This is a genomic window from Saccharomonospora sp. (assembly GCF_027317685.1).
Lineage (GTDB): Bacteria > Actinomycetota > Actinomycetes > Mycobacteriales > Pseudonocardiaceae > Saccharomonospora.
The window spans coordinates 45,320-66,007 of the sequence record NZ_DAHVQP010000111.1; the positions used below are offsets into that span (position 1 = coordinate 45,320).

The 20,688-nt window shown below is 69.0% G+C and carries 19 protein-coding genes; 8 read left to right on the plus strand and 11 right to left on the minus strand.

From position 1 onward, the window contains the following. The first annotated feature begins 4 nt into the window (after positions 1–4). Complete coding sequence (locus M7H19_RS12690; RefSeq protein WP_298180995.1) at positions 5–1,345, plus strand: hypothetical protein; 1,341 nt, start codon at positions 5–7, stop codon at positions 1,343–1,345. Between the two features lie 161 nt (positions 1,346–1,506). Beyond that, on the plus strand, positions 1,507–2,025 hold the full coding sequence (locus M7H19_RS12695; protein ID WP_363321373.1) for a histone-like nucleoid-structuring protein Lsr2: 519 nt from the start codon (positions 1,507–1,509) through the stop codon (positions 2,023–2,025). A gap of 3 nt (positions 2,026–2,028) precedes the next feature. On the opposite strand, the gene M7H19_RS12700 is transcribed toward M7H19_RS12695, so the two are convergent. From M7H19_RS12700 to M7H19_RS12710, 3 genes are read right to left on the minus strand one after another with little or no spacing between them, the layout of a single operon-like run. Further along, a complete protein-coding gene (locus M7H19_RS12700; RefSeq protein ID WP_298180997.1) occupies positions 2,029–3,417 on the minus strand; it encodes an NAD(P)(+) transhydrogenase (Re/Si-specific) subunit beta in 1,389 nt (462 codons plus the stop codon). After that, positions 3,414–3,734 carry an NAD(P) transhydrogenase subunit alpha gene (locus tag M7H19_RS12705; protein WP_298180998.1) on the minus strand — a complete coding sequence of 107 codons (321 nt, stop codon included), beginning with the start codon at positions 3,732–3,734 and terminating at the stop codon, positions 3,414–3,416. Before M7H19_RS12705 ends, M7H19_RS12700 begins: the two co-directional genes overlap by 4 nt. Next, positions 3,734–4,837 carry an NAD(P) transhydrogenase subunit alpha gene (locus tag M7H19_RS12710; protein WP_298180999.1) on the minus strand — a complete coding sequence of 368 codons (1,104 nt, stop codon included), beginning with the start codon at positions 4,835–4,837 and terminating at the stop codon, positions 3,734–3,736. The genes M7H19_RS12705 and M7H19_RS12710 overlap by 1 nt, the downstream gene beginning before the upstream one ends. A 122-nt stretch (positions 4,838–4,959) precedes the next feature. On the opposite strand from M7H19_RS12710, the gene M7H19_RS12715 reads away from it, so the two are divergent. Continuing rightward, positions 4,960–5,370 carry a YjbQ family protein gene (locus tag M7H19_RS12715; RefSeq protein ID WP_298181000.1) on the plus strand — a complete coding sequence of 137 codons (411 nt, stop codon included), beginning with the start codon at positions 4,960–4,962 and terminating at the stop codon, positions 5,368–5,370. Between the two features lie 12 nt (positions 5,371–5,382). Here the strand turns inward: M7H19_RS12715 and M7H19_RS12720 are convergent, their stop codons facing one another. Both M7H19_RS12720 and M7H19_RS12725 read right to left on the minus strand, forming a co-directional pair. Beyond that, positions 5,383–6,408, minus strand: a complete 1,026-nt coding sequence (locus M7H19_RS12720) for a hypothetical protein (RefSeq protein ID WP_298181001.1) — start codon at positions 6,406–6,408, stop codon at positions 5,383–5,385. Positions 6,409–6,423: 15 nt separating this feature from the next. Continuing rightward, positions 6,424–8,184 (minus strand): proline--tRNA ligase, encoded by a 1,761-nt coding sequence (locus M7H19_RS12725; RefSeq protein ID WP_298181002.1) that lies wholly within the window; start codon positions 8,182–8,184, stop codon positions 6,424–6,426. Between the two features lie 298 nt (positions 8,185–8,482). Here M7H19_RS12725 and yaaA point away from each other — a divergent pair, with 298 nt between their 5' ends. Beyond that, positions 8,483–9,232: a peroxide stress protein YaaA gene (gene yaaA, locus M7H19_RS12730; RefSeq protein WP_298181003.1), complete on the plus strand. Its 750-nt coding sequence runs from the start codon at positions 8,483–8,485 to the stop codon at positions 9,230–9,232. Here the strand turns inward: yaaA and M7H19_RS12735 are convergent. Further along, entirely contained in the window at positions 9,219–10,334 is a 1,116-nt protein-coding gene (locus tag M7H19_RS12735; protein WP_298181014.1) for an FAD-dependent oxidoreductase, read from the minus strand. The genes yaaA and M7H19_RS12735 overlap by 14 nt on opposite strands. Positions 10,335–10,603: 269 nt before the next feature. On the opposite strand from M7H19_RS12735, the gene M7H19_RS12740 reads away from it, so the two are divergent. After that, positions 10,604–11,929 carry a DEAD/DEAH box helicase gene (locus M7H19_RS12740; protein ID WP_298181004.1) on the plus strand — a complete coding sequence of 442 codons (1,326 nt, stop codon included), beginning with the start codon at positions 10,604–10,606 and terminating at the stop codon, positions 11,927–11,929. A 44-nt stretch (positions 11,930–11,973) separates the two neighbouring features. On the opposite strand, the gene M7H19_RS12745 is transcribed toward M7H19_RS12740, so the two are convergent. Beyond that, positions 11,974–12,678 carry a PIG-L deacetylase family protein gene (locus M7H19_RS12745; protein ID WP_298181015.1) on the minus strand — a complete coding sequence of 235 codons (705 nt, stop codon included), beginning with the start codon at positions 12,676–12,678 and terminating at the stop codon, positions 11,974–11,976. Between the two features lie 82 nt (positions 12,679–12,760). On the opposite strand from M7H19_RS12745, the gene M7H19_RS12750 reads away from it, so the two are divergent. Further along, positions 12,761–13,948: an 8-amino-7-oxononanoate synthase gene (locus M7H19_RS12750; RefSeq protein ID WP_298181005.1), complete on the plus strand. Its 1,188-nt coding sequence runs from the start codon at positions 12,761–12,763 to the stop codon at positions 13,946–13,948. Positions 13,949–13,966: 18 nt separating this feature from the next. Here the strand turns inward: M7H19_RS12750 and M7H19_RS12755 are convergent, their stop codons facing one another. After that, positions 13,967–14,413: a GNAT family N-acetyltransferase gene (locus tag M7H19_RS12755; protein ID WP_298181016.1), complete on the minus strand. Its 447-nt coding sequence runs from the start codon at positions 14,411–14,413 to the stop codon at positions 13,967–13,969. 68 nt (positions 14,414–14,481) lie between these two features. After that, positions 14,482–15,270 carry a serine protease gene (locus M7H19_RS12760; RefSeq protein ID WP_298181006.1) on the minus strand — a complete coding sequence of 263 codons (789 nt, stop codon included), beginning with the start codon at positions 15,268–15,270 and terminating at the stop codon, positions 14,482–14,484. Between the two features lie 298 nt (positions 15,271–15,568). Here M7H19_RS12760 and M7H19_RS12765 point away from each other — a divergent pair, with 298 nt between their 5' ends. Further along, positions 15,569–16,975 carry a mycothione reductase gene (locus M7H19_RS12765; protein WP_298181007.1) on the plus strand — a complete coding sequence of 469 codons (1,407 nt, stop codon included), beginning with the start codon at positions 15,569–15,571 and terminating at the stop codon, positions 16,973–16,975. A gap of 27 nt (positions 16,976–17,002) precedes the next feature. Here M7H19_RS12765 and M7H19_RS12770 read toward each other — a convergent pair whose 3' ends face one another. After that, positions 17,003–18,250, minus strand: coding sequence for an MFS transporter (locus tag M7H19_RS12770; RefSeq protein WP_298181008.1), 1,248 nt, complete (start codon positions 18,248–18,250; stop codon positions 17,003–17,005). A gap of 49 nt (positions 18,251–18,299) precedes the next feature. Here M7H19_RS12770 and M7H19_RS12775 point away from each other — a divergent pair, with 49 nt between their 5' ends. Continuing rightward, positions 18,300–19,004 carry a FadR/GntR family transcriptional regulator gene (locus M7H19_RS12775; protein ID WP_298181009.1) on the plus strand — a complete coding sequence of 235 codons (705 nt, stop codon included), beginning with the start codon at positions 18,300–18,302 and terminating at the stop codon, positions 19,002–19,004. A gap of 25 nt (positions 19,005–19,029) precedes the next feature. Here the strand turns inward: M7H19_RS12775 and M7H19_RS12780 are convergent. Further along, a partial coding sequence (locus tag M7H19_RS12780) for a GAF domain-containing protein (protein WP_298181010.1) occupies positions 19,030–20,688 on the minus strand: 1,659 nt, incomplete at its 5' end.

Below are 20,688 nucleotides of genomic sequence, written 5' to 3' on the forward strand. Positions count from 1 at the left end.
CTACGTGCGAGTCGTCCGGTTTCCGGCAAGACCCACGCGCGTCTCCGACGACGTCCGGGCCGCGCTCGCCTCTCTCGGTAAAGGCGGCAACATAGTCGGCGGAGTGGCAGTGCTGGGGGTGACACCGCCCGACTCCGATCTCGTGCTCGACGCCGTACTGATCCTCCCCCGAGGGGTGTTGGTCGTCATCGGTGTCGACCTGCCCGATCCCGCCATGACTCTCACCGCTCCGTTGAACGGCGAGTGGAGAACCGACGGATGGCCGCTGGTCCGCCCCGCCGACGCAACGGACGGCGAAAACGGCGACGAAAACGGCGGGGTCTATGCCGACATCAACCCCGCCGTGGCCGCACTCGCGACCGCGGGACGGTTCGCCGACCTCGTCCACGGCATCGACTCGGGGATCGGCATCGGCGTCGTCATCGCCGTGGGCCCGTTCGTGGAGACCGTGCAGCAACCACCCGAGGACCTCGCAGGCCCCGTACGCGTGATCTACCCGTCGGCACCCTCGATGCTGGCGGCCACCGAGGCACTGCCCCCGACCTCACGGCCGCTGACGACACGGCAGGCCCGCACCGTGCTGCGTGGGTTGGCGCCTTCCGCCACGGAACTCGACGACGCCGTCCTGTCGGCCGAGGGATTCGCCGCGCCGAACACGGACGGCTCCGAGGCTCCTGTATCGCCTGCCCCGCCCATCTCGTCCGCCACACCGCCACGGCCGTTCACCGGAGCCGAACAGGTGACCGGCTCGCCTCGACGTTCGAACCGCCGTCGTGTGGCCACAGCGGCGGCCGCGCTCCTGGTCGTCGCGGTGACCACGGTCTTGATCCTCACGGTGGGCTCGGGAGACACCCCCACTCCGGCCTCCCCCTCGCAGCACTCGGTGGGTGAGGAAGCCACAGTGACGGTGAACGGAGTCGCGTTCACCCGCATCGCACACGACCGCAGCACTCTGTGCCAACCCCACCATGCCGTGGGCGACGTGCAGGCCTATCTCACCGAACACGGCTGCGCGGAACTGCGCCGCGGCAGTTTCACCACCGTGCTCGACGGCCGCGTCGTCGCCGTGTCCTTAGGGTCCGTCACGTTCACCGACGACACCGTCGCCGCGGAATTCCACACCCTCGCCGAGGAGCCGGGCACGGGTGCGCTAACCGACACGGCCACCCAGGCCGGGCGATGGCGGGAACCGGCCCCGAAGTTCGCGGACGCCGCCTACCTCACCCGGAGGGAAGACACGACCGTTCGGCTGGTGCTGGCCGACCCGGTGGAGGGCGAGACCGAACCGGGCGACGACCTCCCGCTGCGGGTCGCGCAGGCCGCGCTGGAGTTGCCACTGCCTTGAACCGGAGATCGCGTCCCCGCGCTCCCGGCGGCGACATCGAGGCCGTATCACGCCATACCCTCATGGGCACCCACCACCGACACCCGGAGCCTTACTCGCCCGGGCACTCAGGGGGCTATCCTGGGCGGCGAACGGGAGTTCGAAGCTAGTGGAGGTCTCGTTTGGCCAGGTTCGAAGCAATTCACACGCTGGACGACATCACGGGGGAACCAGCGCGGGAAACGGTGTTCTTCGCTCTCGACGGCGTCGGATACACAATCGACCTCACGGCTGAGCACGCAGACGATCTCCGCTCCATCCTCACCCGCTACATCGAACACGCTCGCCGCACCGGCGGCCGCAAGCGTGCACGCCGCCTGATCGACGACCCCACGCCGCTCCCGTCCTCCACAGCGCGGTTCGCTCCGAGGCCCACCACCCGGCGGAAGAACTCGCGGAAGAACTCCTCGACCGGCTCAGCCACAAGCTCTGCCACGGCCTCGACCGCGAAGACCACGGCCTCGGCCGCGAAGACCACTGGTGCGACCGCGAAAACCGGTCGGTCCCGCGGCAACCGGCGGACGAAGGCCACAACGGCCGCCGAATCGTCGTCGGCCGTTCCCTCGCCGAAACCGGCCAAACGTGCTCCCGCCGCGAGGACGACCGTGCCGCAGGTGACCTTCTCGGCCCCCGAGAGCTGACGGCTACAGCTTCTTCAGCTCTTCCACCACATCGGACACCGATGCCTTCGCGTCGCCGAACAGCATGTTGGTCTTCGGATCGACGAACAGCCCGTTGTCGATCCCGGCGAAGCCCGCGCCCATCGACCGTTTCAGCACGATGACCGACCGGCTCGCCGTCACGTCGAGTATCGGCATGCCGTAGATCGGCGAGTCCGGGTCGGTGCGTGCGGCGGGATTGACGACGTCGTTGGCGCCGATCACCAGCGCCACATCGGTCTGGGCGAACAGCGAGTTGCTCTCGTCCATGTCCTTCAACGACTCGTACGGCACGTCGGCTTCGGCGAGCAGTACGTTCATGTGCCCCGGCATACGTCCCGCCACAGGGTGGACGGCGTAGCCGACCTCCACGCCCTTGCCCTCCAGCAGGTCGGCCATCTCCCGCACGGCATGCTGGGCCTGGGCCACGGCCATGCCGTAGCCCGGGACGACGAGGACTCTGTTCGCGTAAGCCAGCTGGATGGCGGCGTCGGTGGCGTTCGTACTGAGCACCGGCCGATCGTCCGCCCGTTCACCGCCCGTGGTCCCCGAAGCACCACCGAAACCGCCCGCGAGGATCGACACCAACGAACGGTTCATCGCCTTGGCCATCAGATTGGTGAGAATGGACCCGGAAGCGCCGACGAGCATTCCGGCCACGATGAGCGCCGTGTTGTCCAGCGCCAGACCCATCGCGGCCGCAGACAGTCCCGTCGCCGCGTTGAGCAACGAGATCACCACGGGCATGTCCGCGCCGCCGATCGGAAGCACCATGAGCACGCCGAAGAACGCGGACGAGATCAGTACACCGATCACCAACCATTCCGAGGTGCCCCCGGCCATGGCCGTGATCGCGTAGGCGAGCGCGGCCAACAACGCGATCACGGTGAGCAGCCGGTGCAGAACCGCTATCGCGATCACCGGATGCGAGGGCAACCACCCCTGGAGCTTGCCGAAAGCGACCAGCGATCCCCAGAACGACACAGAGCCGATGATCGCGGCGAACAACGACGCCACCGACACGTGCAACGGCAGGCCGAGGTATCCGGCCGTGTCACGGAACTCCACCCACGCGATGAGCGCCACCGCGCCGCCGCCGACACCGTTGAACAACGCCACCATCTGCGGCATCGCCGTCATTTTGACCTTGCGAGCCGCGGGAACACCGATGGCCGCGCCGAGCACGAGCCCCAAAACGATCAGCCACCAGTTGCCCATCCCCGGGAGCAGGAGTGTCGAGACGACGGCGACGACCATCCCCGTCGCCGCGAGCGCGTTGCCACGCACAGCCGTCTTCGGGCCAGTGAGCCCCATGAGGCCGACGATGAACAGGGAGAACGCGATGAGGTAACCGATACCGACGACGGTGGTCACGAGTCGGCTCCCGAGGACGGGCGGTCGACCGGTCTGTCCCCGGGTCTCCGTTTGAACATCCCGAGCATGCGGTCGGTGACGAGGAACCCACCGACCACATTGATCGTGCCCAATGCGATGGCGAGCACCAGCAGGATCTTGTTGAGCACCCCCTCGGTGCCCGTTCCCAGCACGATGAGACCACCGAGCAGCACGATGCCGTGGATGGCGTTGGTGCCCGACATCAACGGCGTGTGCAACGTGGTGGGCACCCTCGAGATCACCACGAAGCCGATGAATCCGGCGAGCACAAGGATCGCCAGATTGTGGACCAGCATCAGTCGACCTCCTCGTCGGTTGCTGTCACACACGCGCTCGTGAGGATCTCGTCGCTGGTGGCGGGCAACAGCCGTCCTTCGTCGTCGAGCATGAGCTCGAGCAACTCCACGAGGTTTCGCGAGTAGAGCTCGCTGGCGTGCACAGCGCATTCGGCCGGCAGGTTGAGCGGTGAGCAGATCGTCACGTCGTGCACCACCACTTCCTCGCCGGCGACGCTGAGTTCGCAGTTGCCGCCCGTCTCACCCGCGAGGTCCACGATCACGCTGCCGGGCCTCATGGCGCGGACGGCTTCGGCCGTGACCAGGGTGGGTGCCCGACCGCGTGGCACCAGCGCCGTGGTGATCACAACGTCGAAACCCGCTATGGCCTCGATGAGCCGCTCCTGTTGCCGGGCACGTTCCTCGGCGGTGAGTTCGCGGGCGTACCCGCCTTCACCGGCGGCGGAGATCTCCAGGTCGAGCCACTGTGCACCCACCGACCGCACCTGGTCGGCCACCTCGGGACGCACGTCGTAACCGGTCGTCCGAGCGCCGAGACGTTTCGCCGTGGCGAGCGCCTGGAGCCCGGCCACCCCGACGCCGAGCACGAGCACCGAGGCAGGCAGCACCGTTCCCGCCGCGGTGGTGAGCATCGGGAAGAACCGGGGCAGCCGTTCGGCCGCGAGCAACGCCGCACGGTAACCCGCGACCGTCGCCTGGGATGACAGTGCGTCCATGCTCTGAGCACGGGAGATACGCGGCACGGCTTCGACGGCGAACGCCCGGACCCCCGCTTCACGCAAGGCGGCGATGCCGTCGGCATTGGAGGCCGGTGAGAGAAAGCCGATCAGCACCGCACCGGAGGCGAGCCGGTCGATCTCGGCCGCGCTCGGCGGAGTCACCGTGAGCACGACATCGGCGCTCCACGGGTCGCCGAGCTCGGCGCCCGCCTGCTCGTATTCCTCGTCCTTGTGCCATGCGCCCGCACCCGCACCCGGCTCGCAGACGACCTCCAGACCTCGGCCGGTCAGCTGTTCCACGTGGGCCGGCACGAGTGCCACCCTGCGTTCTCCCGGCGCGGTCTCGGCGACCACCCCGATACGAGTAGTCGGTGTGTCGGCCACTGGCGACCTCCTAGGCAGCGAGTACAACGGTGGACCCGCCCTCCCGCCACCGTATTCACCTCACGTGACGCACGCCATAGCCGAAGCGACGCTCCCATGCCCCGACCGGCTACCGTCGAGACATGTATTCCACGGAAATCCACGTCAACACCGGCTCACACGCGGTGGTGTACGACCTCACCGCCGATGCCCGCCGCTTCCTGGCCGAAGCGGGTGCGGGCGACGGGCTACTGCACGTCTGGGTTCCGCACGCGACCGCAGGGCTCGCCGTGATCGAGACCGGTGCGGGCAGCGACGACGACCTGCTCGCCGCCCTCGACGACCTGTTGCCGAGGGACGACCGGTGGCGACACCGACACGGCAGCCCTGGACATGGCCGCGACCACGTACTGCCCGCGTTCCTTCCCCCGTACGCCACCGTGCCCGTGCTCGACGGTTCACCGGCGCTCGGCACGTGGCAGTCGATCTGTCTGGTCGACACCAACGTCGACAATCCGACGCGCCGGGTCCGGTTGTCCTATCTGGCGGGTTGACGCCGCCGCGCCTCACGGGATGGGGACGACCACCGTCGTCGTGAGCTCGTCCTCCTCGGGAACACGCAGGCTCGTCAGCAGCTGCGTCAGTTCCTCCTCGCTGCTCGCGTCGGGGGCGTCCTGGCCGTCGTACGCCACGAAGACCACCGCCTTGTCCGACGAGGTCTCCACCGCGAGTGCGCCCACCAGCGCCGTGTCCGGAAAGCACCCATCGCCGTCGTCGTGCACCACCACATCGGCCAGCACGAGACTCGCCTGCCGCTGCCCACTCCCGAACGAGACCTCGACGGTCTCCGGCGGCTTCACCGTGACCTCCGGGTCCGTGCCTGCGTCCGACTTGTAGGCGGCCTCGGCGAACCGTCTCACCGTGTCAGCGGCGATGGTGTCGCCGTCCCGCCCCTCGGCGACCGTCAATCCACTGCCGCCGCGCTGGCGATCCGCGTCGTCGGCGCAGTACCCTTCCCCGACGAAAGCGCTCGTGGCCAGGGTGAAGCTGGAGTCGTCCTCGGACTCCCAACCGTGCAGGACATCCGGTTTCGGAACCCAGTCGGGCGGCACGTCGTAGGCGTAGTCGCCGTCGCTCTGCACCACGGACTGCCAGCCGTCCACCTCCACCGGCACCACGACGCGAGTCTCCGGTGACGGCGCCGTCGTCGGGAGCTCCTCGCCCGGAGAGACGTCCGCGCCGTCGTCATCCCCCTGCACCTGGCTCCCCAACCACGTGACCACGAAGACCATGAGCACGGACAGGAAACCCATCAGGCCCGTGCGCTTCCGCCTCCGCGGCGGCTGCTCGCTCGGGAGCTGCTCGGGTGTCTCATCGGGCCGCTCGGGAAACGGCGGGACGTCTCCGTACGACGGGGTGCTCGATGTCGAAGGGGACCCCGACGTGGGGGTCGGTGTGGGAGGCGTGGGGACCTGCGGCACGCCGTATGTCGGCGAGGTGGGCTCTGAGGGCTCGTAGCCACCGAAGCCCTTGAGGGCTGCCCGATCCTCGTAACCGTAGGGATTGTCCTGCCGCCTGCGAAACCAGCCCATGAGGGCGCAGGTTACCTACTTGGTGGCATCCCCGGAGACCACATCCACAAGGTGGTCCACAACCGAGTCCACGGCGACCTCGGTGCGCTCACCCGTCGCGCGGTCCTTGACCTCGACCACGCCCTTGGCCAGTCCACGACCGACGACCACGATCGTGGGCACACCGATGAGTTCGGCGTCGGCGAACTTCACCCCGGGTGTGGCCTTGCGGTCGTCCAGCATGACCCGCACACCGCGTTCGGACAACTGGGCGGCCAACCGCTCCCCGCCCTCGTTGACGGCGTCATCCTTACCCGCGATCACCACGTGCACGTCGGCGGGCGCCACCGAACGAGGCCACACCAGGCCCAACTCGTCGTGGTGCTGTTCCGCGATGGCCGCGACCACACGCGACACCCCGATGCCGTACGAGCCCATGGTGATGCGAACGGGCTTGGAGTCGGGGCCGAGCGCGTCGACCTCGAACGCGTCGGTGTACTTGCGGCCGAGCTGGAAGATGTGTCCGATCTCGATACCGCGCGCCGTGACGAGCGTGCCACGGCTGTCCGGTGACGGGTCACCCTCACGGACCTCGGCGGCCTCCACGGTGCCGTCCGGTGTGAAGTCGCGCCCACACACCAGGTCCACGACGTGGTGGTCGGGCTTGTCCGCACCGGTCACCCACGCCGTGCCGCGGACGACACGCGGGTCCACCAGGTAGCGCACGCCGTTGGCCTGCAACGCCCCCGGCCCGATGTAGCCCTTGACGAGGAACGGGTTGGCGGCGAAGTCGGAGTCCTCCAACAACGACACCTCGGCCGGCTCCAGCGAGGCCTCCAACCGCTTCATGTCGACCTCACGGTCGCCGGGCACCCCGATACCGAGCAGCGTCCAGTCCTTCTCACCCGGCATACGGGTCTTGACGAGGACGTTCTTCAACGTGTCGGCGGCGGTGAAGGTGCGACCGAGGTCGGCGGCGTTGAGGAAGTCCACCAGCGTCTCGATGGTGGGCGTGTTGGGCGTGTGGTGCACCTGCGCGGCGGGCTTGTCCTCCACCGACTGTTCCGGCGGCACGGGCGTCGCCACGGCCTCGACGTTGGCCGCGTAGTCGGATTCGGTGCTGCGGACGTAGGTGTCCTCGCCTGTCTCGGACACGGCCAGGAACTCCTCCGACGCCGAGCCGCCCATCGCGCCCGAGGTCGCGGCGACCACCACGTAGTCCAATCCCAGCCGGTCGAAGATCCGCAGATAGGCGTTGCGATGCAGATCGTAGGACCGGTCGAGGCCCTCGTCGTCGAGGTCGAAGGAGTACGAGTCCTTCATCACGAACTCGCGGCCCCGCAGGATGCCGGCCCTCGGCCGCGCCTCGTCGCGGTACTTCGTCTGAATCTGGTACAGGATGACCGGATAGTCCTTGTACGACGAGTACTCGCCCTTCACCGTGAGCGCGAACAGCTCCTCGTGCGTCGGCCCGAGCAGGTAGTCGGCGCCCTTGCGGTCGACGAGACGGAACAGGTTCGGCCCGTACTCGGTCCAGCGGCCCGTGGCCTCGTACGGTTCCTTCGGCAGCAACGCGGGGAACTGGATCTCCTGCGCGCCGATGGCGTCCATCTCCTCGCGCACGATCGCCTCGACGTTGCGCAGCACCCGCAGGCCCAGCGGTAGCCAGGAGTACCCACCCGGGGCGACGCGCCGCACGTACCCGCCCCTGACCAGAAGTTTGTGGCTGGGCACCTCGGCGTCGGCCGGGTCCTCACGCAGGGTGCGCAGGAACAGCGACGACATCCTGGTGATCACGGTGTTCTCCTTGGCGTGTCTGGCCCGAAAGCTCCGGCGAAGGGAGACAGACGATGAACTATAGGCAGACTAGTAGGCGCCACACACACTGCCGCAACCGGTATTTACCGGCGAGCCGGTGACCTCCGGCGCCCACGACTGCTCGCCAGTGCTCGCCGTGGCTCCATGGTGTGGTTCCGCTTCGCGCACTGTGCACATTCTCTCGGGTTCTCTTGTTTTCTCTTTTTCTCTACGCCGCCGAACACGGCAGCTGTGCCCACCCCTTCCGAAGCGGTCACGCACGGTTAGGCTCGCCGCCGTGCTCGTGTTGTTGCCCCCTTCCGAGACCAAGGCCCACGGCGGTGACGGCTCCCCTCTCGACTTCGACGCGCTGTCGTTTCCGGAGTTGAATCCGGTGCGGCGCAAACTGGCCGACGCGCTCGTGGAACTGGCCGCCGACGTGCCCGCGAGTCTTTCGGCACTGGGACTGTCGGAACGACAACACGGCGAGGTCGAACGCAACGCTTCCCTCCTGTCGGCACCGACCACCCCGGCGATCCTGCGCTACACCGGCGTGCTCTACGACGCTCTCGACGCGTCCGCCCTCACCGGTGTGGAACGCGAGCGGGCACAACGGCGGCTCGCGGTGGCCTCCGCACTGTTCGGCGTGGTGCGGGCCGGTGACCCGATCCCGGCCTATCGACTGTCGGGCGGGTCGACGCTGCCCGGCCTCGGTTCGCTGCGTTCGCTGTGGCGGCCCGCGCTCGAACCCGTCCTGGCCGAGGTCGGCGCCACAGAACTGGTGGTGGATCTGCGCTCGGGCGCCTACGCAACCCTCGCCCGCGTGCCCGCAGCGGTCACCGTACGCGTCGTCACCGAGGACTCCTCGGGCCACCGGAAAACGGTCAGCCACCACAACAAAGCCCATAAAGGCAGACTCGCCGCCGCACTGGCCACCAGTGCCACGGAACCCGCTCGTATCGAGGACGTCGTCACGATCGCCAGGGCCGCCGGACTCGACTGTGAACAGACCGGAAAGACCGCGGTGGAGATCGTCACCCGTTCCTGAACCGCCGTGGGGCCACCACGTCGAGTGGCGTGTCCGGTTCCTCGCCGAGCACGAGCTGTGCGACGAGCCGCCCCGCATAAGGTGCGACGGTCAGTCCCGCCGGCCCGAACCCTGTGGCCAGCACCACCTCCGGGTGCCCGTCGAGCGCGCCGATGACGGGCAGACCGTCCGGAGTCGCGGGACGGAATCCCACCCGGGTCTCGGCCAGCGTCGCCGTACTCAGTCCGGGCGCGACGCGCAGCGCGTGCTCCAACACCTCCCGCTGTCCCTCGGCCGTGACCCGGTGATCGAAACCGGCACCGGTCTCCCGGGTCGCTCCCGCCACGACACGCGATCCGGGAAAGGCGAGCAGGTAGTGCCCCGTCTGCGGCAACACCACCGGCCACGTCGAGGTGTCCACCCCGGGCAGGGTGAAGTGGCTGATCTGCCCACGCTGTGGTTCCACCGGCAGGCTCACCCCCAGCGGGGCCAACACGCTCGGACTCCACGCCCCGGCCGCCACCACCACGACATCGCCGTCGACACGCTCGCCGTCCACCTCCACGCCGCGCACCCTGTCACCGGTCACCCTCAGCTCGGCCGTGCCGCTCACGGTGCGGGCACCGTGCCGCTCGGCGGCCCGCGACAGCGCTTCCCGCATCACCCGGCCGTCCACCCGGCCCGCTCCCGAGAAGTGCACGGCACCGAAGTCCTCGGCGAGCACAGGGAACAGTTCGCGTGCCCGCGCAGGGTCGAGCCGGTGCACCTCGCCCAGCTCGGGCCACCGGGCGGCGCGCTCGGACAACCGCTCATATCCGGCGGCAAGTACCGACTCATCCGGCGAGACCACCATCCCGCCGACGATCTCGAACGACGAATCCGTCACACCGTCCGCGGCGAGCTCGTCGACCAACGTCCGGTAGTAGGCACCCGCAGCAGCGGCCAGGGCGAATTCGGCGTCGTCCTCGCGGTGCGACGTCCACGGACTGACGATGCCCGCCCCGGCCGAGGTCGCCGTTCCCGCTACCCCCGCGTCCACGACCACGGTGTCCACACCCCGGCGCACGAGATGGAAGGCACACGCCGCTCCTCCGATACCCGACCCGATGACGATCACACGCATGCCCGCGAGCCTGGTCACGACGCCGCGTCCGTGCAACGGAATTGTTCTCGCAAACGGGTTCGCCGACGGAGACACTCGTGATCTGGGGTAGACTCGCCCGGCACCGTTCGCAGAGGCCCGACCGTGGCCGCGGTGCTTTCAATTCGTCAGCGGCGCGTCCACGCGCCGGGTTCGTCGTTGGTCACGCCCACCGCGCTTCCTCGCGGCCCTGCCCGCTTTGCGGGCTGTCGGGCTTCCTTGCGACGTGCCACGTCCGAGAGGCTCTTTTAGTGACAGAGATTTCCGCGACAACCCCCGCGACGTCGATCACGTTCGCCGATCTCAACCTGCCCAAGGCCCTGCATCGCGCGCTGAGCAAAGCCGGGCTGCACACCCCGTTCCCCATTCAGGCGGCCACGCTGCCCGACGCTCTCGCGGGCCGTGACGTGCTCGGCCGCGCACAGACCGGTTCGGGCAAGACGCTGGCGTTCGGTCTGGCGCTGTTGTCCCGCCTCGACGGTGGGAAGGCGCAGCCGCGACGGCCGAGGGCGTTGGTGCTCGTGCCCACGCGAGAGCTGGCCATGCAGGTAGCCGACGCGCTCACTCCGCTGGCGAAGGCGATGGGCCTGTGGTGCCGCACCGCTGTCGGTGGCATGTCCCTGCAGCGTCAGGCCGACGCATTGCTTCGCGGCGTGGACCTGTTGATCGCCACACCAGGACGGCTGTCGGACCATGTCCGGCAGGGCACCTGCACGCTCGACGGCATCGAACTGGTGGCTCTCGACGAAGCCGACCAGATGGCCGACATGGGATTCCTGCCCCAGGTGCGCGAGATCCTGGATCGCACTCCCAGGGACGGGCAACGGCTGTTGTTCTCGGCCACGCTGGACGACGCAGTGGAAAGCCTCGTCACGCGCTACCTGACCGACCCGGTGACCCACTCCGTCGCCCCCGTGACGGCGAGTGTCGACACCATGGAACACCACCTGCTGCAGGTCGAGCAGCGGGACAAACAGGCCGTGGTGACCGAGATCGCCGCGCGAAAAGGGCGCACGATCCTGTTCGTGCGCACCAAGCACCACGTCGATCGGCTCACCACTCGGCTGCGGGCCGCCGGTGTTCCCGCGGGCGCTCTCCACGGCGGCAAGACCCAGGGGCAACGCAACCGGGTGCTCACCGACTTCCGCACCGGGCGCATGCCGGTGCTGGTGGCCACGGACGTCGCGGCCCGCGGTATCCACGTCGACGGCATCAGCCTCGTGCTGCACGTCGACCCCGCCGCCGACCACAAGGACTACCTCCACCGCGCTGGCCGCACCGCTCGCGCGGGCGCGTCAGGCACGGTCGTGACGCTGGTGACGCGGGAACAGCGCCGCACCGTGCGCCGGATGTTGGAGCGCGCCGGCGTGCGACCGCAATACACGGTGGTGGCCCCGGGCGACGCCGAGCTGGCGCGGATCACGGGCGCCCGCACCCCCACCGGTCTGCCTGTGCCCGAGCGGATCTCGACGCGTAGGCAGCCACGACCGGCTCATTCCCGGCGACGTCCCGCGCCCGCCCGAGGCGGGAGGCCACAGCGTGGTTCCGGCAGCCGTCGCAGCACCGTGGCGAGGTGACGACACGGTCGGTGTCGCTTCGTCGTGCCCGGCGGCCGGCCCGGTCACAGGGTGAGGAGTTCGAAATCCGTGGCGAGCACACCGCCGAAGCGACGTCCGGACAGTTCGGCGCCCTCCCGGAGGAACCGGCGTGCGTCGTCCTCCGTCTGCCCGAGCCCTTCCAAGTAGGCACGATGACAATGCAGTGATTCGACCGCGCGCTCGAATGTCGTGGTGATGTCCACCGCGTGCGTGGGAAACGGTGAGGCCGCCACCGCCACCCACCGCACGCCCTGCCACGGCTCCAACCCTTCGGCGAGCAGGTCCTGGAACACCCAGCGGTTGCCCGCGTCCCGTACCGCGTCGAGGGTCGCCAACCCGGTGTGTCGGTGGTCGGCCATGTTGAGCGCACCACCGGGCCAGGTGTCCCGGTGATTGGTGATCACCACGAGTTCCGGTCGGTGTCTGCGAACGGCGGCGGTGATGTCGTGCCGCAGCCGAAGCCCGTACTCGATCACACCGTCCCTGTGGTCGAGGAACTCGACACGTTCGACACCGACCGCGGCCGCGCTCGCGATCTGCTCTTGTTCGCGAATCGGCGCCGCCTCCTCGGGCGACATACCGTCGATACCGGCCTCACCACGTGTGGCGAGCAGGTACGCGACCTCCCGGCCCTCGTCGGTCCACCGAGCGACGGCCCCCGAGGCCCCGTATTCCATGTCGTCGGGGTGGGCCACCACCGCCAATGCCCGCTGCCAGTCCTCGGGCATCGGTCGGAGCCGCCCCGATTCCACGTCTTCCTCGTTCACCCTGCCTTCCTCCTTCCCGCCACCACGGTGCGAGACTGCGAGTGTGAACGCACCCGGTTCCGCTCGCACGGTAATCCCTCCGGAGCACGTTTTCGACTGGCTCGACGAATCCGCGGCGAAGCGCGCCGACGCGGGCCTGACCCGCACGCTGCGGCCCCGCGTGGCGGAGGAGGGACAGCTCGACCTCGCCGGAAACGACTACCTCGGCCTCTCCCGCGACAAACGGATCGCCGGTGCGGCTGCCGCGGCGGCGCTGCGGTGGGGCGCCGGTGCCACCGGGTCACGGCTGGTCACCGGATCCACCGAACTGCATGCCGAGCTGGAGTACGAACTGGCCCGCTTCTGCGGGGCCCAGGCGGCACTGGTGTTCTCGTCGGGCTTCACCGCCAATCTCGGCGCGGTGACGGCGTTGACCGGGCGGGAGGCTGCCATCGTCACCGACAAGTACATCCACGCCTCCCTCATCGAGGGGTGCCGATTGTCGCGTGCCGACGTCGCCGCCGTGGCCCACAACAGCCCGGAAGCGGTGGAACACGCGTTGGCGACGCGACGCAAGCAACGCGCGCTGGTGGTCACCGACTCGGTGTTCTCCGTGGACGGTGACCTGGCACCGCTGCGGGAACTGTCGGCTGTCTGTCGTAGACACTCCGCCGCACTGCTCGTGGACGACGCCCACGGCCTGGGTGTGCTCGGTGACGGCGGACGCGGCGCCGTCCACGCCGCCGGTCTGGCGGGCGAACCGGACGTGGTCACCACGGTGACGTTGTCGAAGTCCCTCGGCGCCCAGGGAGGCGCCGTCATTGGGCCCCGCCGCGTCATCAAACACCTGGTGGACACGGCTCGCAGCTTCATCTTCGACACGGCGTTGGCTCCCGCCAGCGCGGCCGCCGCTCTCACCGCGCTCCGGGTGTTGCGGGACGAGCCCGAACTGGCCGAGCGGGTGCGCGCACGCGCGAACGAACTGTCGGCCCGTCTGAGCGAGGCGGGGTTCGCGGTGAGCGTCCCGGAAGGCGCGGTGGTGTCGGTACGCGCTCCCGGCCCCGAGGACGCCGTCGCCTGGGCCGCCCGGTGCGCCGAACGGGGCGTGCGCGTCGGATGCTTCCGCCCGCCCTCGGTACCCGACGGCGTCTCGCGTCTGCGCCTGACCGCCAGGGCGGACCTCACCGACTCCGAAATGGACCGGGCCGTGGCGGTCATCACGGAGACCGCACCACCACGGGCGCGGAACTGATCCGGGCTCCCGCGCCGGTCAGCGCCGGCGCATGGTGATGTGCGGAATCCCGTCCTCCAGAAACACCTCGCCCTCGGGTTCGAAACCGAAGCGGGCGTAGAAACCGGTGGCGTAGGTCTGGGCGTCTAGGACGCACTCCGCGTCACCGGCCAGGTCCATCGCCGCCTGCATCAGACGGCCCCCGACACCGGTGCCTCGCGCGAAAGCGGCCGTGCACACCCTGCCGACCCGCAGCACCCCACCGGCCTCGGTCAAGACACGCAGACATCCGGCGAGCCGCCCGTCGGAGGAGGTAGCCCACACATGGTGGGTGTCCGCATGCAGGTCCCTGCCGTCGAGTTCCGGGTAAGGGCACTCCTGCTCGACCACGAACACGTCCACCCGTAACCGCAGCAACTCGTACAGCTCGGTGGGTGTCAATTCGGAAGCCGCACGGGAGACGATCGTGACCTCGTCACGCCCCACCCGTGCGCCGCCCGAATCCTCCGTGCCCGTCGTGGAACCGTTCGGTGTGTCGGAAACCAGCCTGTCACTCACGCATTCTGCGTACCAGATCGGAACTCGATGTCGTCGGTGTAGGTCAATACGCGGGTGTAGACGCCGGGTTTGCCGGCCTCGGCGCAACCGTCACCCCACGACACGATGCCGATCACCGTGCCGTCCACCAACAGCGGTCCGCCGGAGTCCCCCTGGCAGGCGTCGATGCCGCCCTCGGAGTAGCCCGCGCACACCATCGTCTCCGCGTCAAAGGAACGGAACGCGTCCTCGCAGGCGTCGTCACTCACCACCGGAACATCCGCCGCGCGTAGATCACCGGGCTTGGGGCCGTTCTCGTACAGCCTTCCCCAGCCAATCACGGTGGCCATGGTGCCCGCCTCGTAGAGGCCGCTGTCGGCGCTGTCGGGCAAACGCGCGGCCGGCACGGACACGCGCTCTGACAGCGTCAGCACGGCGATGTCACCGCCCGAGAGCGGATCCTTGTACTCGGGCGCGACCCAGACGTCGCTGACACCGACCTCCTCGCCCTCGTCGGAGTCGATGCGTTCACGACCGACGACGACACTCAAATCGGCTTCGCGCACGGCGAGGGCGCAATGGGCAGCCGTGAGAACCCGGTCGGGGGAGATCACCGTGCCCCCGCAGTACTGTTCGCCTCGGCCGTCGACGAGGAACGCGGCATAGGAATAGTCGTCGATGGTCGCGTCGTCGCCGCCGACGATGGGCCGTTGCGCCGCTCCCGCCACGTGGCCCGCGGACACACACAACGCGCCCGTCAACACCATCAGAGCCATCACGAGTCGACGCCGGATGTTCGTGAACACGTTGAAGTCTCCCCTCCTACCGGACACGACCACCCTAAGTCGAAGGCAGCGCTACGTGCTGTCGCTAAATGGGGTGGAATACGGGCCGTGGTCCTCGCGCTGAGTCGGTCACGCCGGGATACCGCGCACCTTCCGAACCGTCACGGCACCCCACCGTGATCCCACCACACGTGACCCCGTTCCACCGCCGGACCCCGGGCCCGGGAACAATGCCGTCGACCGACCTGTTCGATCACAATGACGCGGTCGAGATCCGGCCGCGCCGCTGTCGCCGACCGTGTTTGGAAGAGGTGCCGTCGTGCCGCACTACGACCTCGTGATCGTGGGGACCGGATCGGGAAACTCGATCCTGGACTCTCGTTTCGCCGACCGTAAGGTCGCCATCGTCGAGAAGGGAGTGTTCGGCGGCACCTGCCTCAACGTGGGATGCATCCCCACGAAGATGTTCGTGCACCCGGCCGACCTGGCCTCCACGCCCGAGTCCGCGGCGAGGCTCGGTGTCGACCTGGAACTGCGGAACGTGCGCTGGCGCGAGATCCGCGACCGCGTGTTCGGCCGGATCGACCCCATCGCCGAGGGCGGCCGACGTTATCGCATCGAACACGAGGACAACGCGAACGTCACGGTGTACGAGGGTGAGGCACGCTTCACCGGACACAAGGAACTCACGGTGCGACTGGCCGACGGTGAGACGACGCTCACCGCGGACGAGTTCGTGTTGGCCGCCGGAGGACGGGCGACCGTGCCCGACATTCCCGGGCTCGCCGACGTCGACTACCACACCTCCGACACCGTGATGCGCATCGACCAGCTACCCCGTCGGGCGATCATCCTCGGCAGTGGATTCATCAGTGCCGAATTCGCCCACGTCTTCGCGTCGTTCGGCGTGGACGTGACCATCATCGCGAGGTCGGGCGCGCTGCTGCGCAACGAGGACGAGGACATCAGCAGGCGGTTCACGGAGCTGGCCTCGCAACGCTACGACGTGCGGCTGAACCGCCGCACCGTCCGGGTGCGCCGCGACGGCAGCGGCGTCGGCGGTCACGGCGTGGTGCTGGACCTGGAATGGCCCGGCGGCGAGGAGACCGTCGAAGGCGACCTGCTGCTCGTCGCGACGGGACGGCGCCCCAACTCCGACCTGCTCGACGTGGCCGCCACCGGAATCTCCACCACGCCGAGCGGACACGTCGTCGTCGACGAGTACCAGCGCACCGACGTGGACGGCATCTACGCCCTGGGCGACCTGTCCTCGCCGTACGAACTGAAGCACGTGGCCAACCACGAGGCCCGCGTCGTACAGCACAACTTGCTGCACCCCGACGACCCGATCGCCTCCGACCACCGGTTCGTGCCGCACGCGGTGTTCACATCACCGCAGATCGCCTCGGTCGGACTCACCGAACGCGACGCCGCCGCACGCGGCGTTCCGTACGTGACGGCGACCCAGAAGTACGGGGACATCGCCTACGGCTGGGCGATGGAGGACACCACCGGGTTCGCGAAGCTGCTCGCCGACCCCCGGTCGGGACAACTGCTGGGCGCGCACATCATCGGCGCGCAGGCTCCGACATTGCTGCAACCGTTGATCCAGGCGATGAGCTTCGGACTCGACGCGCGTTCGATGGCCCGGGGCCAGTACTGGATCCACCCGGCGTTGCCGGAACTGGTCGAGAACGCGCTGCTGGGACTCCCGCTGGAGGACTGAGCCGACATCCGTCGGCTCAGTCGTCGCTCAGACGTACCGGGGTCGCCCGGCGAGATAGCCGAAACCGGTCTTCAGCAACACGACGGCCAACAACAACCCGAACGACGCGGTCCAATCGCCGGTGACATCGTGCAACAGGCCGAAAAGGAACGGTCCCGCCGCGGCGATCAGGTAACCGAAGCCCTGGGCCATCCCGGACAGGGCGGCGGTGTCGGCGCCATCCTTCGCCCGCAGCGCGATGACGGTGAGCGCGAGCGAGAACACGCCCATCCCGAGGCCCAGCAGCACCGACCAGAGCAACGGAGAGAATTCGGGGGCGAACAACAGGCCGAGGATGCCGGAGACGGCGAAAACGCCGTGGATCACAACCCACCCGCTCTGACTGCCCCGGCGGGCGGCGATGGCCGGGATGGTGAGGCTGACCGGTAGCCCGAGCAGCGAGACGAGTCCGAGCAGAAGGCCCGCGTCTCCTCGGCTGACGCCCGCGTCCATGAGCACCTGCGGCAGCCAGCCCATGACGATGTAGGCCAGGCACGACTGGCAGCCGAAGAACGCGGTCACCACCCAGGCCAGGGGGACTCGCAGCAGTGAACGTCCGGGCCGCTCCTCATCGGACGAGGCCGCACCACGTAGAGACGGCACTTTCCTGGTGGCGACGAGCCACACGCCCAGCGCCACGACAGCCAGCACGGCCCAGCTCGCCAACGCGCCGCGCCAGCCGCCGAGTGCAGGCTCCAGCGACGGGGTGACAGCCGAACCCATGGCCCCACCCAGCTGCAGCGCCGCGGTGTAGACACCGGTCATCAACCCGATCCGGGCGGCGAAGGAGGTTTTGACCACCACGGGGATGAGGACGTTGGCCAGGGCGATACCCGCGCACGCCACGAGTGTGCCGCCGAGCACCACGAGTGGGCCGTTCAGCACCCGTAGTCCCAGTCCCACCCCGGCGAGCAGCAGAGCCACGGACACAGCGGCACGTAATCCGACACGACGGGACAGGGCCGGCGCCGCCAACCCGGCCGCGGCGAAACACAGGGCGGGCAGGGTGGTGAGCGCCCCCGCCCACGTGTCCGAGGCGCCGAGGCCGTCGCGCATCCTGTCGAGCACCGAACCAGCCGACGTGATGACGGGCCGCAGGTTGAGTGCGACCAGCACCACAGCGATCGCCAGCAGCAGGCCTCCGCCGAGCACGACGCCGGTTCGCACGTTCGAGGGACTCTCCGCGGAATCCGTTCCCACCGTCCCCCGCGCGGACGTCTCGCACTCGCTGGCCATGTCGGATACGGTAACAAAGGTAGGATGACCCGCTGAAAGGATGTTTACTGTGCCGTTGGTCTCAGCCCGACGCACAGGGCTTGTCGACCAAGTCATCGAGCAACTGCGCGACGCGGTGCGGCAGGGCGAATGGGCGATCGGGGAACGCATACCCACCGAGTCCGAACTCGCCTCCGCCCTCGGCGTGGGACGCAACACCGTGCGGGAGGCCGTCCGCGCGCTCGCCCACAGCGGACTGCTCGAAGTCCGTCAAGGGGACGGCACATACGTCAAAGCGACCAACGAGGTGTCCGGCGCGTTGCGGCGACTGTGCGGGTCGCGGCTGCTGGAGGCGTTACAGGTGCGGCGCGCCCTGGAGGTGGAGGCCGCACGACTGGCCGCGACCGAACGCACCCAGGACGACCTCGACACCCTCACCCGGCTGCTCGACGAACGTGACGAGCTGTGGGCGCGGGGCAAAAAGGACGCCTACGCGCGCCGCGACGCCGAGTTCCACCTCGCGCTGGTGGAGGCAGGACACAACAACCTGCTCAGCGAGTTCTACCGGGGCCTGACGGAACTGGTGACGGCGAGCGTGGCGACCACTTCGGACACCTCGGATGCTTCGGACGCCCCGGACACCGAGATCTGTCCTCGGGAATCCGGAAAACACCGCGATCTCCTCGCCGCGATCGCCGACGGGGACCCCGAACGCGCTGTCCGGTGCACCCAGGACTTCCTCAACGCCCTCATGGCCCGCCATCACCCCGGCTGAGACCGTCGTGCCCGGTGGGCCGCCGTCAGCTGGACAACACGTGCAGGCGCAGCGCCAGCTGGAGTTCCAACGCCCGCTCCGGCCGCTGCCAATCGGAGCCCAGCAACGACGCGATACGGTCCAGCCGCTGCGCCACCGTGTTGACGTGGACGTGCAGCTTGTCCTTGGCGCGCGTGAGGTTGCCCCCGCACGCGAAATACGCACGCAACGTACGCAGCAGCTCCGTTCCCCGCGCGGCGTCGTAGTCGAGCACCGGCCCGAGCGTGGCCCGCACGAACGACGCGACGTCGGTGCGGTCACTCAACACCAGGCCCACGAAACCCAGATCGGACGGTGCCGCGCCGTGTCCCTGTCGCCCCAAGGCGAGCAGGGCGCGCACACACCGCACTGACTCCGCGTAGGCCCGGGCCAACTCCACGGGACCGGAAGCGGGACCGACCGCACCGACGGTCACCGGGCAGCCCAGTGACGTGCTGAGCTCGGCGGCGGTCTTGTACGCCAGCTCTCCGGGGTCCGCCGCGTCGGCCAACATCACGACCTGCTCCGAGTACACGCCCGAGAGCACGGCCCTGCGCGCGGCCACCGACTCCAGCCGAGCCCGCGACACGCCGTCGGTGTGCAGGGTGAGCACGACATGCGGCGCGGTGAGGTCCACCCCGAGCCTGCGTCCCCGATCGAGCAAGGTCGCCGGGTCCCGTTCGGGCACGTTCAGCAGGTCGGCGACGAGTTCGCCCCGCACCTTGTCCTCGGCCTCGGCGGCCGATCGCCGCAACAGCAACAACAACGCCGTCACCACACCGGCCCGTTCGAACAGTCGCCGGTCCGCGTCGTCGAGGTCGGGGCGTCCGGTGAGCGTGATACTGCCCAACAGCTCGGGGCCCGCCATCACCGCGCACACCCACGCGTCGCCTTCGGCCACGGCCTTCCCAGCCGACCGGGACGCGGAAAGCACCCGCCCCAACGCCCGCGCCGACATCCGCGCCCGGGCCGCGCCGGACCGACCCAGTTCCGTCGACTCGGCGTCACGCACCACGATGCCGCCACCGAGCATCGACGCCACCGCTTCCGCCACCTCCGGCACGTCCGCACCACCGAGCACCAACTCGGTGAGACGGTCGTGGGCCTCCTGGGCCCGGGCGAGACTCTCGTGGTGGGCCTTGATCGTCTCGTTGGCGGCGCCCAACTCCGCCAATGCGGCCGTGCTCTCCTCGATCAACCGCGCGTTGTCGATGGCGATGGCGGCGTGGTCGGCGAACGACGACAGCAACGCCACTTCGTCGGGAGAGAAGGCCCGGGGCCGCCGCTCCGAGGCGAACAGCACCCCGATCACCCGCTCCCCCAACGACAACGGAACACCGAGGATCGCGACAAGTCCCTCGTCGTTCACCGCGTGGTCGATGGGACCGGTGTGGTCGAAACGGCTGTCGTTCGGGTAGTCGCGGGTGGCATAGGGCCGTTTCGTCTGTGCCACCAGTCCCCCGAGCCCCTGCCCCACGCCGAGACGGAGCTGCTGGAACACCGCGGACGCCGACCCGTCCGTGACCCGCATGTACGTGCTGCCGTCGTCGGAATGGTCGTTGAGCGTGAGGTAGGAGACGTCCGCTCGCAACAACATGCGGGCTCGACGCACGATCGAACGCAGCACCGCGTCGAGGTCCCGCAACCGGGCCAGGTCGCTCGCCGT